The sequence below is a fragment of the Stenotrophomonas sp. FR024 genome (assembly GCF_047500745.2).
Classification (GTDB): Bacteria; Pseudomonadota; Gammaproteobacteria; order Xanthomonadales; family Xanthomonadaceae; genus Stenotrophomonas; species Stenotrophomonas maltophilia_A.
In genome coordinates this window covers 53,270-70,982 of record NZ_JAXAXM020000011.1, presented here as the reverse complement: position 1 = coordinate 70,982, position 17,713 = coordinate 53,270, and the positions used below count along the sequence as shown (strand labels likewise).

Genomic DNA, 17,713 nt, shown 5'->3' with positions numbered 1-17,713 from the left:
AAAACCGTTGATTTTACAACCAGATGACCCGGCCTGGATGAAGGCGGGGCCGGGGGAGGGGACCCGCAGGCGCGACAAGGCTTAGAATGACCGGCTGCACCCATCCCGTTCGACCCTTGGAGTACCCAATGACTGTTGCGCAGTTCTACCCGATCGGCACCCCCGGACAGCCCTGGGGCGACGCGGAACGCGCACAGTGGCGGGCCCGCCAGCAGCGCCAGCGCAGCTACCACGACGACGTGGTGGCCGCCCTTGAACGCCTGGACGACAGCTTCGATGTGATCCAGTACGGTCAGCTGGACTATGCACCTGACCATTACCCGCTGTTCGCCGTGGTCAACCACGACTGGAACCCGGCGCTGCCGACCGCGCTGATCACCGGTGGCGTGCATGGCTACGAGACCAGCGGCGTGCACGGCGCGCTGCAGTTCCTGGAACAGCAGGCCGAGCGTTACCTGGGCCGGCTGAACCTGATCGTGGCGCCGTGCGTCAGCCCGTGGGGCTACGAGCGCATCCAGCGCTGGAACCCGGATGCCATCGACCCCAACCGCAGCTTCCGTGACGGCGGCCAGATCGAGGAAGCCGCCGCGCTGATGCGCTGGGTGGCCGAGCGCAAGCCGAACCTGCTGGTGCACCTGGACCTGCACGAGACCACCGACAGCGACCTGCACGAGTTCGATCCGGCGCGCTGCGCCCGCGACGGCAAGCCGTTCGAGCGCGACACCATTCCGGATGGTTTCTACGTGATCGGCAACAGCGAAGATCCGCAGGCCGAGTTCCAGAAGGCCCTGATCGCCGCAGTGGCGCCCATCACCCACATCGCCCCGGCAGACGCCGAAGGCAACCTGGTCGGCCTGCCGCTGCAGTCGCCGGGCGTGGTCTGGGGCGAGTCGCGTTCGATCGGCGCCTGCGCCGGCTTCACCGACGCGCGCTTTGCCACCACCACCGAGGTCTACCCGGACAGCCCGCGCACCAACCCGCAGGAATGCAATGATGCGCAGGTGGCGGCGGTGTGCGCAGGCCTGGATTTCGCCCTGACGAAGTAAGGCACGTGGGTGTGCAAGCGGACCCGGCAGGTTCCTGCACGATGCGCCGGGTCATAGGATCGATTGTCGGGTTACGATCGGGCGATGACCACGATCAAGATTCTGCCCCGGCCATCACTCGTATCGGTCTTGGTGGCGACGACCGCACTCGGTGGATGCAAGCTGTCGGCGCTCGATCTGACGCCGCCGCGGGTGATCCAGCTGTCCTGCAGCAGCACAAGCGCCACGCCCCAGACGCCGATGGTGTTGATCCTGGACTCCGGCCAGGCGTCGGTGGTCTGGGTCAACCGTCCGAGCGCGCGCGCGGGCAGGCTGGAGGTGGAGGCAAACGTGTATCGGCTGGATTTTCCGCCGGTCGCTGGCGCGGGCAGGCTGCAGGCGGTGATCAACCGCTACGACGGTAGAATGGCGTTGAGCGGGCCCGGCACAGATGTGGCCGGCGCTGGCCAGCCGCAGATGTCCTGTGAGGTACAGCCTGTGCAGCCCAAGGTATGAACATGCCCGATACATCGTCTGATCTGATTGCCGTGCTTACCGGCGACCTGGTCAAGTCCACGGAGATGGACGCGGCCACCATTGATGACGTCCGTGAAGTGATTTCCGTTGCCGTGGCCCAGGCCATGGAGTGGCCTTTGCCGGGCATTGTCGGCCCCGAGTTCTACCGGGGCGATGCCTGGCAGCTGGCGGTCACCCAGCCGCACGGTTTCCTGAGGTTGGCGACCTGGATCAAGGCCAAGCTTGCCGCATCGGAGTCGCGGGCGCGCACCCGGATCGCGATTGGACTGGGTACGGTAGAGGCATTGGACCGGAAGGCGGTGTCGCGTTCGCTGGGTGAGGCATTCGTGCTGTCCGGTCGGTTGCTTGAATCCATGGGGCGCACGCAGGACATGGACGTAGCCCTGCCAGTACAACGGGAGGATCTGTACTGGTTACCGGCAGTGGTGTCTGCCTGCGATGTTATTGTCGCGCGCTGGACACGCAGTCAGGCTGAGGTGGCGTCGTTGTTTCTGATCCCCGATGCCCCCTCGCAGTTGGAAGCTGCCAATGCGTTGAACCGGCACCGACAATCGGTGAACCGGGTCTATCACGATGCTGGCGTCTTTGCCTTGCTGGCGCTGATCACCGCGGCTGAACGTGCACTGATGCAGCCGTACGGGAGCGTTCACGGTTCTGGAAAAGCAACTAAATAGCGTTGCTTTGGCTTAAGCAACTAAATTTCGTTGCTTCTGGCGGCGACTTGGCTATCGCGAAGCGAGCCACAGGAAGGACTCACAGGCAGAAAGGACATGCTTGAAACGCTGCTCGTACTGTTGACCGCTCACCTTGTCGCCGATTTCGTGCTTCAGACCACGAAGATGATCGCGCGCAAGCAGGAACTGCATGGCCTGCTGCTGCACGTAGCAGTGGTGCTGCTCGTCATCGCCGCGCTGACCGGTTCAATCAACCCATGGGTCTATCTCATCATCGGTTTCAGCCATGCGGTGATGGACTGGATCAAGGTGCATTGGCTCCCCGATGGCGTGCACGCATTCGTCATTGACCAGTTGGTGCATATCGCCTTCATCGTGTTGATCGCGTTGATGTTCCCTCACGTTGCCCGCGATGGCTGGTACGGGATGATCCCGACCCAGGTCCAACTGTTGATGTATCAGGGCATGTCGATCGCGAGCGGCTTGATCCTGGTGGTCAACGTCGGCGGCGTCCTGGTGGAGAAGCTGCTTGCGCCGTTCACGGCAGGACTCAATATGGGAAGCGCAGAATCGGCGCCTACGACCGCAGCCGTGCAGAGCGACGATCACAAGGGCATGCAGACCGCAGGGCGCTATATCGGGCGGCTGGAAAGAGGCTTGATCTTCATGTTCCTGCTGCTGGGCCAGCCGGAGGGCGTGGGGTTGATGCTGGCCGCCAAATCGGTGCTGCGCTTCGCCGACCGGCAGGCGCGGGCACACACCGAATATGTGATCATCGGTACCATGCTCAGCTTCGGTTGGGCCATCGCCGCAACCATGTTGACCAAGCTCGCCATCTCGCATTGGCGCTAGCGGCTGCGGCGTTGTGGCACCGGGCCATGCCCGGCGGGTCGGGCGCGAGCTAACCCAGCAGGATCACGCCCCACACCGTGCCGACCATCAGCAGTGCGGTGGTCTGGGCGGCGCTGCCCATGTCCTTGGCGTTCTTGGACAGTGGGTGGTGGTCAAGCGAGATGCGGTCGACCACCGCTTCGATGGCCGAGTTCAGCAGTTCCACCAGCAGGCTGATGAAGCAGACGGCCAGCACCACGGCGCGTTCGACCGGACTGATGTCCAGCAGGAACGCAGTGGCGATCAGCAGCGCATGCAGCAGCAACAGCTGCCGGAATGCGGCTTCGCCACGGAAGGTGGCGATGAAGCCGTCGCGCGAATGGATCAGCGTGTAGAAGATGCGGCGAAGGCCGGTCTTGCCATGCGGGTACTTGCCGCTGTCCTTGGGGGAGGGTGGCTGCATGCCGGTCCTGCCATGAAGTGATCTCACGACAGGATGTGCAGGCGGGCGTCGGGAAAGCGTCGGACGCCCGTTGGATTTTCCTTCAGCCGGCCTGGCGCTGCGCCTGGATGGCCTGGTCGAGGGCATCCAGATCGTCGGTCGGCGAGGCCAGCCATGCCGGGTACGCCTCGGTCTCGACGAAGGCGGAGGATCGCAGCACATCATCGAATGCCGGATTGTCCTTCTCCGCATGGCGCAGCAGTCCGGACATCAGCCCGCAGATGCGGACGGCCGCCTGGAAGGCACCCTGCAATGAACCGGCCGGCTCGGTGACCGTGTTGAGGAAGGCTGCATAGGCCGGGCCATCGAAGATGAAATCCTCGCGGTTCTTGAACGCTTCGCCGCTGAGGTTGGTTTCGCCGGAGACGTGCCGGGAGAATCCCCAGGACCAGATGTCGAGGAAGCGCAGGTCATCCAGCATCCGGCGCGCATCGTCATTCAGTGGAACGGCGCCGGACAGGGCGTGCTCCAGCGTGGCCGCTGCGAACGGCTCGGTGCCCTGGTGGGCCAGGAAATCGCTCAGGCAGCGCAGTGCAGCGGGATGATGCGGGTCCAGTTGCAGCGCACGGTAGATCACGCGGGCGCCTTCCACGTGACGGCCCTGGGCGATGAAGATGTTGAGCGCGTGGTGGGCGAGCTGGTCGGCGTTGAGGTCGGCAATCCGGGTCATCGGGTCTGGCTGGCATGGACGAACGGTGGGCACCACTCTGACAGATCACTCATTCGGCCGGGCTGCGTGAATCGCGGATCGAATAGATCACCGAGAAGATCTTCCAGCCCTGTTCGGTGCGGATCAGCTGCCACATTTCCTTGCCCCAGTTGGTCTTCACTCCATCGTCGTGGAAGCTGTAGTCAAACGACACCGAGGCCACATCGCCATCCGTTTCGATCTTCGTGTTGGAGAATGTCTCCTCCTTCGGTTTCGGCGACGCAACGACGCCGTCGATCAGCGCGATGAAGTTGTTGGCGGGAATCTGCCGTGCCTTGATCGCATCGGGCTTGGCCTTGCGGATGTCCTGCAGGCGCACATCCTCGGAGACAAACTGCCAGCCGATGTCTTCCGCCTTGTCCGAGAAGAACAGGCTCATGTAGGTCGGCTTGTCCTTGTTGATCAACGAGGTGCGGAAGGATTCGACAACCTGTTCGATGGCTTTTCCATCGGCTGGACTGTGGGCTGGACTGTTGTTGCCGGCATGGCCTGGCGACGCTGACAGCAGAAGCGCGAGGAGGGCGAGTGGTGCTCTTGATGTCTGCATCTGCAGCTTCCGGGGACAAGGGGATGCTGCCGGGACGTTTCGTTACATCAGCGCCCCGGCGCATCCCCTCATTCAACGATGCAGCGCGTCGATGATCAACCCAGTAGCAATCTCCACCAGCAGGTACTCGCTATCGGACTGCCGGACCCAACGCTGGTCGCGGCCCGGCTCGCGCAGGTGGTAGCGCGCATAGTCATCCACCCAGTAACGGCGGTCCACTTCCGCCCATGGCAGGCGCTCACCGCGACGCCAGGCCTTCTTCTGCCAGCCCGGCGGCGGTGCATCACGGTTGTGCGGGCCACCGGCGTGCGGCGGTGGCCCGTTGCCGCGCGCATGGTGCGGCGGATCGGCGAAGGCCGGTGCCGCGGCCAGCGCGGCAGCCGTGGTCAAAGCAATGGCGAACAAGCGTGCGGTGTTCATCGCAACCTCCGGGCCTTGCCGCTGCATGCGGCGTCGTGCCGTGGAGTATGGATCAAGGAATGTGAACGGACTTTTGAGCTGTCACCGTAGCAGCAGGGCGCATTCCACGGCGTTGCAGCTGGCGGCTCGGGCACGACGCCGCCGCCTCCGGCATGGCCGCCTCAAGCGCGCTCGCGCGCCTCATACCAGTTGCGTGACCGGTTCACGATCTTCACCACCGAAAGCATCACGGGTACTTCAATCAGCACCCCCACCACCGTGGCCAGCGCCGCACCGGAGTGGACACCGAAAAGGCCCACGGCCGTCGCCACCGCCAGTTCGAAGAAGTTGCTGGCGCCGATCAGTGCCGACGGCCCGGCCACACAATGCGCCACACCCAGGCGCCGGTTGAGCAGGTAGGCCAGGCCGGAGGTGAAATAGACCTGGATCAGGATCGGGACCGCGATCAACGCGATCACCAGCGGCTGCTGCACGATCTGCTGGCCCTGGAACCCGAACAGCAGCACCAGCGTCAGCAGCAGCGCCGACAGTGACAGTGGCCCCAGCTGGCGCAGCGCCGTCTGCAGCCCGGATTCGCCATGGCGCGACAGGATCCAGCGCCGCAGCAATGCGGCCACCAGTACCGGAACCACGATGTACAGGCCGACCGACAGCAGCAACGTATCCCACGGTACGGTGATGGCCGACAGCCCCAGCAGCAGCGCCACCACCGGCGCATAGGCCACCACCATGATCGCGTCGTTCAGTGCCACCTGGCTCAGCGTGAAGTTGGCATCGCCGCGGCACAGGTTGCTCCATACGAACACCATGGCCGTGCAGGGCGCGGCCGCCAGCAGGATCAGGCCGGCGATGTAGCTGTCGATCTGGCCGGCGGGCAGCCAGTCCGCAAAGACGTGGCGCAGGAAGAGCCAGCCCAGCAGCGCCATCGAGAATGGCTTCACCGCCCAGTTGATGAACAGCGTCACCCCGATGCCTTTCCAGTGCTGGCCCAGCTGGCGCATCGCACCGAAATCCACCCGCAGCAGCATCGGGATTATCATCAGCCAGATCAGCACCGCCACCGGCAGGTTGACTTTGGCCACTTCAGTCGCCGCCAGGGAGGCGAAAGCACCTGGCAGGAAGTGCCCGAGCAGCGTGCCGACGATGATGCACAGCGCGACCCAGAGCGTCAGGTGGCGCTCGAACAGGCCCATGGGTGCCGCTGTGCTCATGGCGTGCGCGCTGCCGGCAGCAGATGGCCGATCTGGTCCAGGGCCTGCTGCAGCATTCCGCGGCCCTGCCACACGTGCCCGGGCAGCGCCAGCAGGGCCTGCACGCGTGCCTTCACGATGGCATGCGCGTGGGCGAAGGCGGCAGCCTTGTCGGCATCGCTGCCCCCTACCGCGGCCGGGTCCGGCAGACCCCAATGGCTGCGGATGAAATCACCGAACACCACCGGGCAGGCTTCCGCTGCCGCCGCACCGCAAACGGTGATTACCAGATCCATGGGGGCGGCATCAGCGAACTCATCCCAGGATTTGCTGCGCAGTCCCGCGACCGGCATGCCTTCGGCGCGAAGCTGTGCAAGCGCGAACGGATTGACCTGGCCGGTCGGGTGGCTGCCGGCACTGAAGGCCGTGAATCGGTCGCCGCCCCATGCGCGCAGGGTGGCTTCGGCCAGCACGCTGCGCGCGCTGTTGCCGGTGCAGAGAAACAGGATGGAGCGGGACATGGTGGCGTTTCCGAATCAGCAGCTGCAGGGATTGCGCGACGGCGCGCACTGTTCGCTGGGCGAACCGGCGCAGCAGTTGTGCGTGAGGTACTCGATCAGGCCGGTCATTGCGCTGAAATTCGCGCGGTAGCAGACGTGGCGGCCCTGGCTCTCGCTCTCGACCAGGCCGGCCTGTACCAGCTCCTTCAGGTGGAAGCTGAGGGTGGCGGCAGGAACCTGGAGCGTTGCGGCGATGTCGCCGGCCATGCGACCGGCCGGGCCGGCTTCGACCAGCAGGCGGAAGGCTGCCAGGCGGGTGGCGTGGCCGAGCGCGGTGAGCGCAGCGATTGCATTTGACGTTTCCATATTTCTAGAATAGTAGAATGAATAAGCCGATCACAAGTCCTTCGCTGCCCCATCTGAGGGAGGCTTCGCTTCCCCAGCCAGATCACCAGCGATTGGCGGCCGAACGCCAGGGACCGCCACGCATCCTGCTGCTGTATGGCTCACTGCGTCCGCAATCGTTCAGCCGCAAGCTGGCACTAGAGGCCGAACGCCTGCTGCAGCATCTGGGCTGCGAAACGCGCGTGTTCGATCCACATGCCTTGCCGCTGCTGGACAGCGTGGACAAGGGGCATCCGGAAGTGCAGCGACTGCGCGAGTGGTCGCACTGGTCGGAAGGGCAGGTGTGGGTCAGCCCGGAGCGGCACGGCACGGTGACCGGCGTGTTCAAGAACCAGATCGACTGGCTGCCACTGGAAGACGGCAGCGTGCGGCCGACCCAGGGCCGGACGCTGGCGGTGATGCAGGTCTGCGGCGGCTCGCAGTCGTTCAACACGGTCAATACGCTGCGGGTGCTGGGCCGCTGGATGCGCATGCTGACCATTCCCAACCAGTCGTCGGTGGCCAAAGCCTGGCAGGAGTTCGACGAAGACGGGCGGATGAAGCCTTCGCCCTACTACGATCGTGTGGTGGATGTGGTCGAAGAACTGGTGAAGTTCACGCTGCTCACCCGCGGCCGCGCCGACTACCTCGTGGACCGTTACAGCGAGCGCAAGGGCGATGCGCTGGCGGCGGAGCTGGCGCGGGCGGCGGGAGCGACCGGCGTCTGAGGGAGATGCCGAATCGCGCACGATTCCAGTTCAGGTAGCCGGCGCGGGCCGCAGGGCTTCCAGTACCTGGCAGTCGGCCACGCGCCCGCCGGGGCAGTTGCCGATCATCCGCTGCAGTTCGCCCTGCAGCGCCTGCAGGTCGGCAATCCTGCGCGCGATGTCGGCAATGTGCGCCTTCACCGCGTCATCCACCGAACTGCATTGGTGCTCGCGTTGTTCGCCAAAGGCGATCAGTTCGCGGATCTGCTCGATGGCGAACCCCAGCTCGCGCGCACGGCGCACGAATGCCAGCCGCCGTTGGTCCTGTGCGTCGTAGCAGCGGTAGTTGCCCTGCGAACGCAGCGGCGGCTGCAGCAGGCCGATCTTTTCGTAATAGCGGATGGTCTCTGCCTTGGTGCCGGTCTGGCGGGCCAACTGGCCGATGGTGAGTGGGGCTGTCATGGGCTTGACCTTGTAGGGGCTACAAGGTTGATAAAGGCAGCTCCCTTTCATTTCAAGCCCGGGCGCGCCCGGCGGAGCGCCTCCATGGACCAGTGCTGCGGCCACAAACGCCAGGAGCTGGCATCGATAGCGCTGCACAGCGCCCAGCGGCGGGTGCTGGTGGCGGTGCTGGCAATCAACCTGGCGATGTTCTTCATCGAGTTCGGCGCGGGCCTTGCCGCGCGATCCAGCGCCCTGCAGGCCGACGCGGTCGACATGCTGGGGGATGCCATCGTCTATGGCCTGAGCCTGTGGGCGGTAAACCGGGGCGCGCGCTGGGAGGCGGGCGCGGCGCTGGCCAAGGGTCTGCTGATCCTGGCCTTCTTCGTGTTCATCGTGTTCGAAGTGGCCGGCAAGCTGGTCAATGGGGTGCCACCGTCCAGCACGCTGATGCTGGTGTTCGGTGGCATTGCCCTGGTGGCGAACCTCACCTGCCTGGCGCTGCTGTGGCGTTTCCGCGGGTTGAACATCAACATGAAGAGCACGTTCGAGTGCTCGCGCAATGACGTGGCCGCGAACCTGGGCGTGCTGGTGGCCGCAGGTGGCGTGGCCATGACCGGGCGCGGATGGCCGGATATTGTCGTCGGCGCAGTGATCGCCCTGTTGTTCCTGAGGTCGGCAGTGGGCGTGATCGCCGAAGCGTGGCCGGCATGGCGGGCAGCACGCCGCCAGTGACTCAGTTGCGGTGATGCCTGCCCGTGCAGATCGCCACCTGTTGGCTGCGCTGATCGATCAGCACCACTGCGTCCTGCAGCGCATGGGCGCCCACCACCGCTTCGGGATAGCGGTCGGACACCCGTACATGCAGCCCCTGCAGCGCCAGGCCACCGATCAGCACGGGAACATCCAGCCGTGCACGTCCGCCATCGACCTCGCCGTGGCTGAGGGTCAGTCGATCCCCGGTGGTCACTGCGGTACCGGCGACCTGCCGGAAGAGCGCAGTGGGCAGCACCATTGCGACGTTGGCGCCGGTGTCCAGCTGCGCCTCTGTGGTCACTGTTCCAATCTTCACCGGGATGCGGAAGGCGCGTGCATAGGCCAGCGTGTCTGGTTGCGCGGGCAGGAGATCGATGTCGCGGCGGAACTGCAGGCGCCGTTGCGGGTAATCGATGATCAGCACGCCATCAGCGAAGAATCCGCGTGCAAGGATGCCGTCGAACACTGCGTCTTTGGATTGCCGTGCGTTGTAGTCGCGGGTGAGCGCGGTCACGTCGCTGTGGCGCAGCCCGCCGAGCGCGAGGGCGTTGATGCGCACCGTATCGGCCCAGGCTGTCTGCACGCCGTCGGAGTGGCGGGTGCTGGCGTCCGCGGGTAGCGCCAGTTTCCGCACCAGACGGCTGTCCGCGCGGGCCATGCCGCTGGCGCCGGTATCGATGGCGAAGCGGTACGGGCCGCTGCCGTTGACCTGCACCTGCACATGGATACGCCCGTCGACGACGTCAAAGGGAACGTCGATGATGCGCTCGCCCGGGCGGGCGGGGAGGGTACAGGTGCTATCCGCCACGGGTAAGGCGAGGGTGGCCACGGGAAGCGTCAGCAGAGTGAGGATGGCGATGGCAGTGCTGCGCCAACGGCGAGTGCCGAGTGCGGTACGGCGATGCGGGGGAATGCGCCTCATGATCCTGTTCCATGGGTGTCCAGGATCTTCTGATGCGTGAGGGGTGCAGGCGGTTGCAGGTGTTTCCTGCCCGCAGGCTGCTCCGAAAGCTGTCGCGGTAATCGGCTGGATCTGGAATCCGCGCGGGTGGAAATGTGACGGATGTCGCGGGCCTTGACTTGAACATGTCACCGTCTTCAACGATAAAGGCGGCATGTGGCACTGCCGCATTCCGGACCAGGGACGATCCGAAGCATGACGTGATGGGGCTCTACCCCCGCGTTCTCGTTCCCGCCGGCGCTGTGTTCGTCCAGGAAGGAGAACAGGGATGTTGGAACGACTGAAGACCCTCTCGCGTGCCGTGCTGGCGATGATTGCCCTCGGCTGCTTCGCCTCTGCAGTGGCACAGGCGCAGGAAAGCAAGATTACCTGGCGCATTTCGCAGCCCGGCGGCGATGCGACGCAATACAAGACCCAACAGGCGGCGGTGGCTGCCATCAAGAACCTGCCCGCGCCCAGCCCGTTCCCACCGGAATTCCAGTTCGGCTGGCAGTACGTCGACAAGATCAAGTCCAAAGTCGTGGACTTGAACGGAAATACGTCGATCACCTACTGGATGGGTAAATCTCAGCCAGCAGATCCTGAGTGGACTTACCATGGCGCAGGAAATGGTGGCTTCCAGTCCGAAGAGGATGTGCTGGAAGCGCTCATTGCAGACTTGCAAGATATCAATCCCCACTGTCCTGGGGAAACCGCTGTGCCGGAAGGAGGCTGGGTCCCAACTGCTCCAGAGATGGATGGGATTTCGGAGTTCAGGGAGTACCGCGTCACCGGAATGCTGGGCAGCAACACGGCGGAGTCTCCGTGCGTACCCTTCGACGCAGGAACGACAGGGCTCGCTCGCATGCGACGCTTGAACTGCCCCATTCCGTTCACGCAATGGTCCAACAAGCACAACGCCTGCGTCAGCGAGGAATTCGTTGCGACCATCACCTCCAAATCGCAGAAATGCGACAAGGACAGTTCTGGGACGAATTGTCCTTCGACAGAAGAGGGCGAGGCGGCGAACAAGGCACCTTGCGACGGCACCGTAGGCAATCCGTGTGATGTCAAAACCGGCGAGAAGTACGAAATCGCGCAGGACTTCGATCTTGGCTGGATCGCACTGACGCGTTTCTATCACTCCGGCATTTCCACGTCCTCCGGTGGCTTCGGCTATGGCTGGACCCATTCGCTGGGCGCCCACCTGGCACTGGATGGCGTTGACAGTGTGGGCATCATTGAAAGCACCGGTTTCCAGCGTGCATTCAAGAAGATCGGCCCAGCCTATGAGGCGGACGACGACAGTGGCGATCGTCTCGTCCAGAACGGCAACTGGACACTGTATTCGGCGGATTCCATCTCGACCTTCGGCGCGGACGGGCGCCTGGCCGCCAAGCGCTTCCCGGATGGCACGTCGCTGACCTATATCTACGATGACAGCGACCGCCTTGCGGCCGTCACCCACAGCAGTGGCCGCACGCTGGAGTTCGTCTACCAGTCCAACGACTATGAGGCGTTGATCAGTTCGGTACTGGTCGAGGGCATTGCGCTCGCCACTTATACCTACACGCCGCAGAACCAGGTCGCCACGGTGACCTATGCGGGTGGCGGTGTGCGCACGTATCACTACGAGAACCAGGCTTTCCCCCAGCACCTGACCGGCATCACCGCCGAGGACGGCCGGCGCTACAGCACCTTTACCTATGATTCCGACGGTCGTGTCATTTCCAGTCAGCACGCCGGCGGTGCCGATGGCGTGACACTGGCCTACAGCCCCAATGGCGGTGCGGTGGTGACCGACGCGCTGGGGCGGCAGACCGACTACACCCTTACACCCGGAGGCGATAGCGCTCCGTCGCGCAAGGTGACCGGCCTGACGGATTCGCAGGGAACCGTCAGCCGAACCTACTACGACCAGAGTGTCGACTTCCGCCGGCGTCTGAATACCTACACCGATCGCCGCGGCATCCAGACCAAGCACGCCTATGCGCAGGGCACCGATCCGGTGAGCGGTCGTGCCGTCAGCATCCATACCGTGACCGAAGCGGTCGGCTTGCCCGAGCAGCGGGTGATGACCACGGCGCGCGACGTCGAAACCAATGCGGTACTGACCACCCGGATCGGTAGCCGCGAAACCCGCACGGCCTTCAATTCCCGACGCCAGCCGACGGCCAACACGGTGACCGACACCGCTTCCGGTCAGACGCGCATCACCAGCTACACGTACTGCGCAGCCGCTGATGTGGCAGCGGCAGGCAGCTGCCCGGTGGAGGGGCTGCTGAAGAGTGTGGATGGCCCGCGCACGGATGTGGCCGATGCCGTTACCTATGCCTATTACCCGGCGGATGATGCAGGGTGCGCGACCGGAGGTGCCTGCAGCTATCGCAAGGGCGACCTGCGCAGCGTGACCAATGCGCTGGGCCAGACGGTCGATACCTTGGCCTACGACGCGTTCGGGCGGCCGTTGTCGGTCAAGGACGCCAACGGCGTGGTCACCGATTACACGTACCATGCTCGCGGCTGGCCGACCTCGATCACCGTACGCGGCGCGACCACTGCCGAGGATCGGGTCACCCAGCTGAGCTATTGGCCGACGGGCCAGGTGCAGAAGATCACCGAGCCGGATGGCAGCAGCGTGTCCTACGTCTACGATGCTGCGCTGCGCTTGACCGACATCGAGGACAACGCGGGCAACACGATTCACTACACGCTGGACAATGCTGGTAACCGCCTCAAGGAAGACACGCTGGATACCGGCGGCACCCTGCGCCGTACCCTGGCACGGACGTTCAACACACTCGGCCAGCTGACCGCGCTGAAGGACGCAGGCAATCACGCTACCGGCTTTGCCTACGATGCCAACGGCAACCTGCAGACGGTGACCGACGCACTGCAGCGCGTGACCAGCCAGCAGTACGACCCGCTGAACCGCCTGGCCCAGACCCTGCAGGACGTGGGCGGCGTCGCGGCGGAGATCCGCAGCCAGTACAACGCGCTGGACCAGGTCACCCAGGTCACTGATCCGAAGGTCCTGCACACCACCTACGCCTACAACGGCTTCGGTGATCTGACCGGACAGGTCAGCCCGGACAGTGGCGCCAGCAGCTACACCGTGGACGCGGCAGGCAATCGCAAGACCGTTACCGACGCGCGCGGCGTCACCGCCACCTATCACTACGATGCGCTGAACCGTTTGATCGGAGTCGCCTATCCGGACCCCAATCTGGACGTAGGCTACAGCTATGACGTGGCGCCGGCTGCCTGCGCCGCCGACGAGCGCTTCGCCAAGGGGCGGCTGGGGCAGGTGCTGCATGCCAACGGCAGCACCCAGTACTGCCATGACCGCTTCGGTCAGGTCACCCGCAAGGTGCAGACCGTCAATGGTGTGGCCAGCACGCTGCGCTACGCCTACAGCAAGTCGGGCCGTCTGACTGCGTTGACCTACCCCGACGGCAGCGTGGCCGACTACGTGCGTGATATCCAGGGCCGCATCAGCCAGATCGGCCTGACCCGGCCCGGCCAGGCGCGCCAGATCGTGGTGAACAACGTGAGCTATGCAGCCTTCGGTCCGGCGACCGGCTGGACCTACGGCAATGGCCGCCAGCTGCAGCGTCCGCTGGATCTGGACTACCGCCCGCAGGCGGTACATGACCCGGCTGCAGGTGGCCTGTCGCTGGGCTACGGCTATGATCCGGTCGGTTCGATCACCGAGCTGAAGAACGGCACTGGCTCGACGGTACTGGCCAAGTACGCCTACGACGCGCTGGGTCGCCTGACCCAGACCCAGGACGGTGCGACCGGCACGCCGATTGAAACCTATGCCTACGACGCCACCGGCAATCGCACCGCGCTGACCACTTCGGCGGGCACTGCCAGCTACACCTATCCCGCAACCAGTCATCGCCTGACTGCGGTGGATGGTGAAGCGCGCAACCATGACGCGGTGGGCAACACCACCAGCATCGGCGGCAAGACGTTCATCTACAACGATGCCAACCGCATGAACGCGGTGAAGCAAGGCAACGCCGTACTGGAAAGCTACGCCTACAACCATCGCGGCGAGCGCGTGCTGCGCACCCCGGCTGGTGGCGCTGCACAGATCACTCTGTATAACGAAGCAGGGCAGTGGCTGGGCAACTACTCGGCCACGGGCCAGGCGCAGCAGCAGGCCATCTGGCTGGACAACTACCCGGTGGCGCTGATCAGCGTGCCAAGCGCAGGTGTGCCGGAGTTGGCCTACATCCAGCCGGACCATCTGGGTACGCCGCGCGTGGTGATCGACCCGGCGCGCGATGTGGCGATCTGGGAGTGGAGCAACAAGAGCGAGGTGTTCGGCAACCAGATTCCGAGTACCGACCCGGACGGCGATGGCGTGGCATTCGAGTTGGCGCTGCGATTCCCGGGCCAACAGGCGACGGATGCGAGTGGGCTGTTCTACAACAATCAGCGGGAGTATGACCCGGTAGTTGGGCGGTACTCGCAGAGTGATCCGCTGGGGTTGGACGCCGGTATTAGCACCTACGGCTACGCTGAAGCGAATTCCCTTTCACTGTCCGATCCCTACGGACTTCAGGTGATGGGAAGTCCGCGGGAGATGATGAATCCCACTACCGAGCAGCAGGCAAGGGACGTGCTCCCGCTTCTTGCAGACATCACGCCAATATTGGGTGACCTGCGCGCACTTGATGAATTCTGCGAGTCCCCCAGCATTGGAAACTTTGTATCATTGGCCAGCGGAGCACTCGGACCTCTTGGCAAGATCTCTTCGAAAGTTGGAAGGGTGGGGATAAGAGCCGCGTCTGCTGCACGGAAGTCCAGCGCGGTCATTCACGTTACAAAATCGGGGGTTGCTCTTCCTCCTGGTGGTAAGTACGCGATTCCAAGTCACTATGTTCAAAATCCGCATAGGCCTGGAAGCTTCGGTGAGATGGTGGGTGGCAAGTATCAAGAGCGACTGCGTATTGATCCGGCAACGCCGCCGGGTACCAAAGGGCCGAACTACTCCCACTACCACTTGGACCAGAAACGTGAACATTTCAGTCCTGCGCCTGGGGACCGTGATCCAGGATTCTAGCTTATGAATGAAGATTTCAACTCCCTTGAATGGTGTGATGCCACGTTGCTGGCTATCAACATTGACAGAAGCAATCCAGGCGTATGCGATGAGGTAAAGGTTCAGGTGCGCTGGCCGGACGGCCGGCAGGCAACCGTTTGCTTTTCGGAAGCCTACGGGTGCTCGGCGCTCATGAACTTCGGCGTACTGGGTGACGAGGGAATTGAGTTCGCCATGGTGGATGATGACGAGCCGGGACTCGCTGATCTTCTTGATCGTTGGAAGGCGGTCGGCTATCCGCTGTCCGGTCTGAAGTGTTTTCGTATCGAGACCAGCTCGACCGGAAGCGTCATTCTCATCTACGCTAAGACATGGCGGATCGAGAATCAGCCGATGGCGGACGCGGTGCCCTGAAGGACATCCCATGCCCAGGTTCCTCACCCCCGACGAGGTCTCCCTCATCCACAGGCTGCTGCCGGAGACGACCGAGCTGTCCGAACGGTTGTTGAAGGATCTGGCGCTCGCTCAGGTGGAGGATGTGGGTGTCGTCGGATTCGGGGGCGTGGTGTTCCTGTCCAGCACGACCCAGCTTTTCGGCAGTGACATTGCTACGGCCATGCTTGCCGATGCTGACGGCGTGCCGGTGAGAGTCACCCTGTGCCTGGATAATCACGATCAGCTCTTCGAGCTGGAGCTGTGGAAGGTGGACTTCTCTTCGATCATCGGCGTCGATCTGAGAAGCGCTTTCAGCGAGCACTGACGCCTGCTGAAAGCGGTCCTCGCTGAAGGCCGTGGCGCATGGCATTCACCCTTCAGGCTGCAACCGCCCCACCGCCTGCGCGCACAATGACTGGCTGGCCAGTACCAACCCCTCCATCACCCGGTCGCCCACGTACTCTTCCGGTTCGCCGTTCTGGCGGGTGCGCTCCGCCGCCAATAGCATTTCCAGCACCACCCGCAATCCGCTCAACGCGCAATCGGCATCGGCCAGGGCCAGGCAGCGGCCGGGGAGTTGATGCCGCTCCGGCCACCGCACCGGAGCCGATGCGGTTGAGATTGGCAATGAAGGTGTTCCTGTCCACTGCGGGCGCAGCCTGTGGCGAACCGTCGTCGTGGGCGGTACTGCGATAGGCGTGCAGATGGGGGAAGTCCGATTCGTTCATGGCAGAGCTCCGTGCAGGGCAATCGGTAGCCGCCACCCGAAAGGTGGCGGGCGGTACGTGGTTCGAATCCGGGTTGGCTTCAAGCCGGCGGGCGCGAACGCCCCCAACGCACCGCCCGCCATAGCCGGCAGACGGATTGCCAGCCGGCGCCACGCATGGTGACGCCGGCTGGCAAGCGCACTTACTCAAAGCCAACACGGGATTCGAAGCCCGGCCACCCTTTTCCGGTGGCACGCCATCTGAGCCCCTGGCGCTGTGCAATGCCAATCAGAAGAGTTGCAAACATCACTCGATTGGAGACGCTTTCGGCATTCTCCCACGCTGTTAAGCACTGCCAGCGCTGGCTGGCGTGGTGATCCGTCCACACCGTGCAATCTGCGACAGGTGTCGAGGCTGGGGGAGGGAAGGGCACGGGTGTGGCGGGGCGATGGCGACAGGCTCCGCAAGGGCCTGAGTCGAGCGTCGCTGGCTCCCCCCCCCGGCGCCAAAGCGTGACGTGCGACTCGGGTTGACGTTCCCAGCCACCAAGCGCAGGCTGGTCCGGCACGTTTCCTGACCAGAAGGAGACTTATGACCGCGACCGCTTCGCTGCACCCAACCCCCGCCACCCAAGGCCGTTCGCGCCTCTGGAGTGTGTTCTGGCTGCAGGGCGTGATTCCCAGCAACATTCTGTGGGCGGTAGCCCTCTGGGCCCTGGCCAATCAGCGCACCACGCTGCTGCTGGGGGTATTTGCCGTGCTGCTGCTCTATACCGGCTGGATCATCCCGGCGGTGTGGCGGGCGGCGCCCACTGCGCACAACCCCAACCTGGGCGTGGCCGCGCGCGGGCTGACCGTGGCCTGGGGGCTGAACACCGTGCTGGTGATCTTCTTCCTGACCCTGCAGCTGGTGGCTCAATAGAACTGAACAGGCTCGCCGCCCCGGTCGAAGGCGGCGAAGCGGCCGATCTGACCGTCATGGATGGCGTTGACCATCAGCTGCAGCGGGCGCGCGGCTTCGTCGCTGTTGGGCGCGAAACCGCCACGGCCGTCCAGCGCCGCCACGAAGACCAGGTCCCAGTCGATGCCGGTGGTGGTCGATTCCGTAGCCAGCGCCTGGAAGCTGGGCACCTCGGCCGGCAGCTTGTCCACGCACAGCACCGGCGACAGGGTGCCGCCCTCGCGGCGGTCATGCCGGTCGCGCTGGTCGCTGGTGGGCGATTCGGGCAGCTCGGCGCGCACGAATACGAACAACAAGCGTTGCGGTTCAGCCTGCTGGCCTGCGGCGTGCAGCAGCTGCTGGAAATCGTTCATCATCATGAGGGTTGTCACACGCCCGCTGCACGGAAAGCC

20 protein-coding genes and 1 pseudogene are annotated in these 17,713 nt (G+C 64.2%); 10 read left to right on the top strand and 11 right to left on the bottom strand.

Going from position 1 to position 17,713, the window contains the following annotated elements; all coding sequences use genetic code 11:
* Positions 1 to 128 precede the first annotated feature (128 nt).
* The 4 genes from ACMZ91_RS13360 to ACMZ91_RS13345 all read left to right on the top strand — a co-directional run bounded on the left by ACMZ91_RS13360 (position 129) and on the right by ACMZ91_RS13345 (position 3,088).
* On the top strand, positions 129 to 1,046 hold the full coding sequence (locus tag ACMZ91_RS13360) for a M14 family metallopeptidase (RefSeq protein ID WP_032129976.1): 918 nt from the start codon (positions 129 to 131) through the stop codon (positions 1,044 to 1,046).
* Between the two features lie 84 nt (positions 1,047 to 1,130).
* On the top strand, positions 1,131 to 1,541 hold the full coding sequence (locus ACMZ91_RS13355) for a hypothetical protein (RefSeq protein WP_049462769.1): 411 nt from the start codon (positions 1,131 to 1,133) through the stop codon (positions 1,539 to 1,541).
* Positions 1,542 to 1,543: 2 nt separating this feature from the next.
* A complete protein-coding gene (locus tag ACMZ91_RS13350) occupies positions 1,544 to 2,236 on the top strand; it encodes a hypothetical protein (RefSeq protein WP_032129974.1) in 693 nt (230 codons plus the stop codon).
* A 96-nt stretch (positions 2,237 to 2,332) separates the two neighbouring features.
* Positions 2,333 to 3,088, top strand: coding sequence for a DUF3307 domain-containing protein (locus ACMZ91_RS13345; RefSeq protein WP_134951469.1), 756 nt, complete (start codon positions 2,333 to 2,335; stop codon positions 3,086 to 3,088).
* Positions 3,089 to 3,137: 49 nt separating this feature from the next.
* Here the strand turns inward: ACMZ91_RS13345 and ACMZ91_RS13340 are convergent, their stop codons facing one another.
* The 7 genes from ACMZ91_RS13340 to ACMZ91_RS13310 all read right to left on the bottom strand — a co-directional run bounded on the left by ACMZ91_RS13340 (position 3,138) and on the right by ACMZ91_RS13310 (position 7,301).
* Positions 3,138 to 3,530: a diacylglycerol kinase gene (locus tag ACMZ91_RS13340; RefSeq protein WP_049462768.1), complete on the bottom strand. Its 393-nt coding sequence runs from the start codon at positions 3,528 to 3,530 to the stop codon at positions 3,138 to 3,140.
* An 82-nt stretch (positions 3,531 to 3,612) separates the two neighbouring features.
* Positions 3,613 to 4,239, bottom strand: a complete 627-nt coding sequence (locus ACMZ91_RS13335) for a hypothetical protein (RefSeq protein ID WP_049462767.1) — start codon at positions 4,237 to 4,239, stop codon at positions 3,613 to 3,615.
* Positions 4,240 to 4,288: 49 nt separating this feature from the next.
* On the bottom strand, positions 4,289 to 4,825 hold the full coding sequence (locus ACMZ91_RS13330; RefSeq protein ID WP_049462766.1) for a nuclear transport factor 2 family protein: 537 nt from the start codon (positions 4,823 to 4,825) through the stop codon (positions 4,289 to 4,291).
* 72 nt (positions 4,826 to 4,897) lie between these two features.
* On the bottom strand, positions 4,898 to 5,245 hold the full coding sequence (locus ACMZ91_RS13325; protein ID WP_049423027.1) for an RcnB family protein: 348 nt from the start codon (positions 5,243 to 5,245) through the stop codon (positions 4,898 to 4,900).
* Positions 5,246 to 5,406: 161 nt separating this feature from the next.
* Complete coding sequence (arsB, locus tag ACMZ91_RS13320; RefSeq protein WP_049462765.1) at positions 5,407 to 6,438, bottom strand: ACR3 family arsenite efflux transporter; 1,032 nt, start codon at positions 6,436 to 6,438, stop codon at positions 5,407 to 5,409.
* 14 nt (positions 6,439 to 6,452) lie between these two features.
* A complete protein-coding gene (locus tag ACMZ91_RS13315) occupies positions 6,453 to 6,956 on the bottom strand; it encodes an arsenate reductase ArsC (protein WP_257470769.1) in 504 nt (167 codons plus the stop codon).
* 15 nt (positions 6,957 to 6,971) lie between these two features.
* Positions 6,972 to 7,301, bottom strand: coding sequence for an ArsR/SmtB family transcription factor (locus tag ACMZ91_RS13310; protein ID WP_414577112.1), 330 nt, complete (start codon positions 7,299 to 7,301; stop codon positions 6,972 to 6,974).
* A 17-nt stretch (positions 7,302 to 7,318) separates the two neighbouring features.
* On the opposite strand from ACMZ91_RS13310, the gene arsH reads away from it, so the two are divergent.
* Positions 7,319 to 8,047 carry an arsenical resistance protein ArsH gene (arsH, locus tag ACMZ91_RS13305; protein WP_121503470.1) on the top strand — a complete coding sequence of 243 codons (729 nt, stop codon included), beginning with the start codon at positions 7,319 to 7,321 and terminating at the stop codon, positions 8,045 to 8,047.
* Between the two features lie 30 nt (positions 8,048 to 8,077).
* On the opposite strand, the gene ACMZ91_RS13300 is transcribed toward arsH, so the two are convergent.
* On the bottom strand, positions 8,078 to 8,488 hold the full coding sequence (locus ACMZ91_RS13300) for a MerR family transcriptional regulator (protein WP_414577109.1): 411 nt from the start codon (positions 8,486 to 8,488) through the stop codon (positions 8,078 to 8,080).
* Between the two features lie 84 nt (positions 8,489 to 8,572).
* Between ACMZ91_RS13300 and ACMZ91_RS13295 the strand changes: the two genes are divergently transcribed.
* Positions 8,573 to 9,202 carry a cation efflux transmembrane domain-containing protein gene (locus ACMZ91_RS13295; protein ID WP_257470772.1) on the top strand — a complete coding sequence of 210 codons (630 nt, stop codon included), beginning with the start codon at positions 8,573 to 8,575 and terminating at the stop codon, positions 9,200 to 9,202.
* Position 9,203: 1 nt separating this feature from the next.
* Here the strand turns inward: ACMZ91_RS13295 and ACMZ91_RS13290 are convergent, their stop codons facing one another.
* Positions 9,204 to 10,145 (bottom strand): aspartyl protease family protein, encoded by a 942-nt coding sequence (locus tag ACMZ91_RS13290; protein ID WP_414577107.1) that lies wholly within the window; start codon positions 10,143 to 10,145, stop codon positions 9,204 to 9,206.
* A gap of 307 nt (positions 10,146 to 10,452) precedes the next feature.
* On the opposite strand from ACMZ91_RS13290, the gene ACMZ91_RS13285 reads away from it, so the two are divergent.
* Genes ACMZ91_RS13285 through ACMZ91_RS13275 form a run of 3 tightly spaced genes read left to right on the top strand, consistent with a single transcriptional unit; the run spans position 10,453 to position 15,979 of the window.
* The gene (locus tag ACMZ91_RS13285) at positions 10,453 to 15,240 is read left to right on the top strand and encodes an RHS repeat-associated core domain-containing protein (protein WP_414577105.1); all 4,788 of its coding nucleotides are present in this window, start codon (positions 10,453 to 10,455) and stop codon (positions 15,238 to 15,240) included.
* 3 nt (positions 15,241 to 15,243) lie between these two features.
* Complete coding sequence (locus ACMZ91_RS13280; RefSeq protein WP_049462759.1) at positions 15,244 to 15,633, top strand: hypothetical protein; 390 nt, start codon at positions 15,244 to 15,246, stop codon at positions 15,631 to 15,633.
* A 10-nt stretch (positions 15,634 to 15,643) separates the two neighbouring features.
* Complete coding sequence (locus tag ACMZ91_RS13275; protein WP_049462758.1) at positions 15,644 to 15,979, top strand: DUF6984 family protein; 336 nt, start codon at positions 15,644 to 15,646, stop codon at positions 15,977 to 15,979.
* 45 nt (positions 15,980 to 16,024) lie between these two features.
* Here ACMZ91_RS13275 and ACMZ91_RS13270 read toward each other — a convergent pair.
* Positions 16,025 to 16,382, bottom strand: a pseudogene (locus ACMZ91_RS13270) (hypothetical protein).
* A 570-nt stretch (positions 16,383 to 16,952) separates the two neighbouring features.
* On the opposite strand from ACMZ91_RS13270, the gene ACMZ91_RS13265 reads away from it, so the two are divergent.
* Positions 16,953 to 17,282, top strand: coding sequence for a hypothetical protein (locus tag ACMZ91_RS13265; RefSeq protein WP_049462757.1), 330 nt, complete (start codon positions 16,953 to 16,955; stop codon positions 17,280 to 17,282).
* Here ACMZ91_RS13265 and ACMZ91_RS13260 read toward each other — a convergent pair.
* The gene (locus ACMZ91_RS13260) at positions 17,276 to 17,680 is read right to left on the bottom strand and encodes a hypothetical protein (protein WP_049462756.1); all 405 of its coding nucleotides are present in this window, start codon (positions 17,678 to 17,680) and stop codon (positions 17,276 to 17,278) included. The two genes, ACMZ91_RS13265 and ACMZ91_RS13260, sit on opposite strands and share 7 nt — an antisense overlap.
* Positions 17,681 to 17,713: the final 33 nt, after the last annotated feature.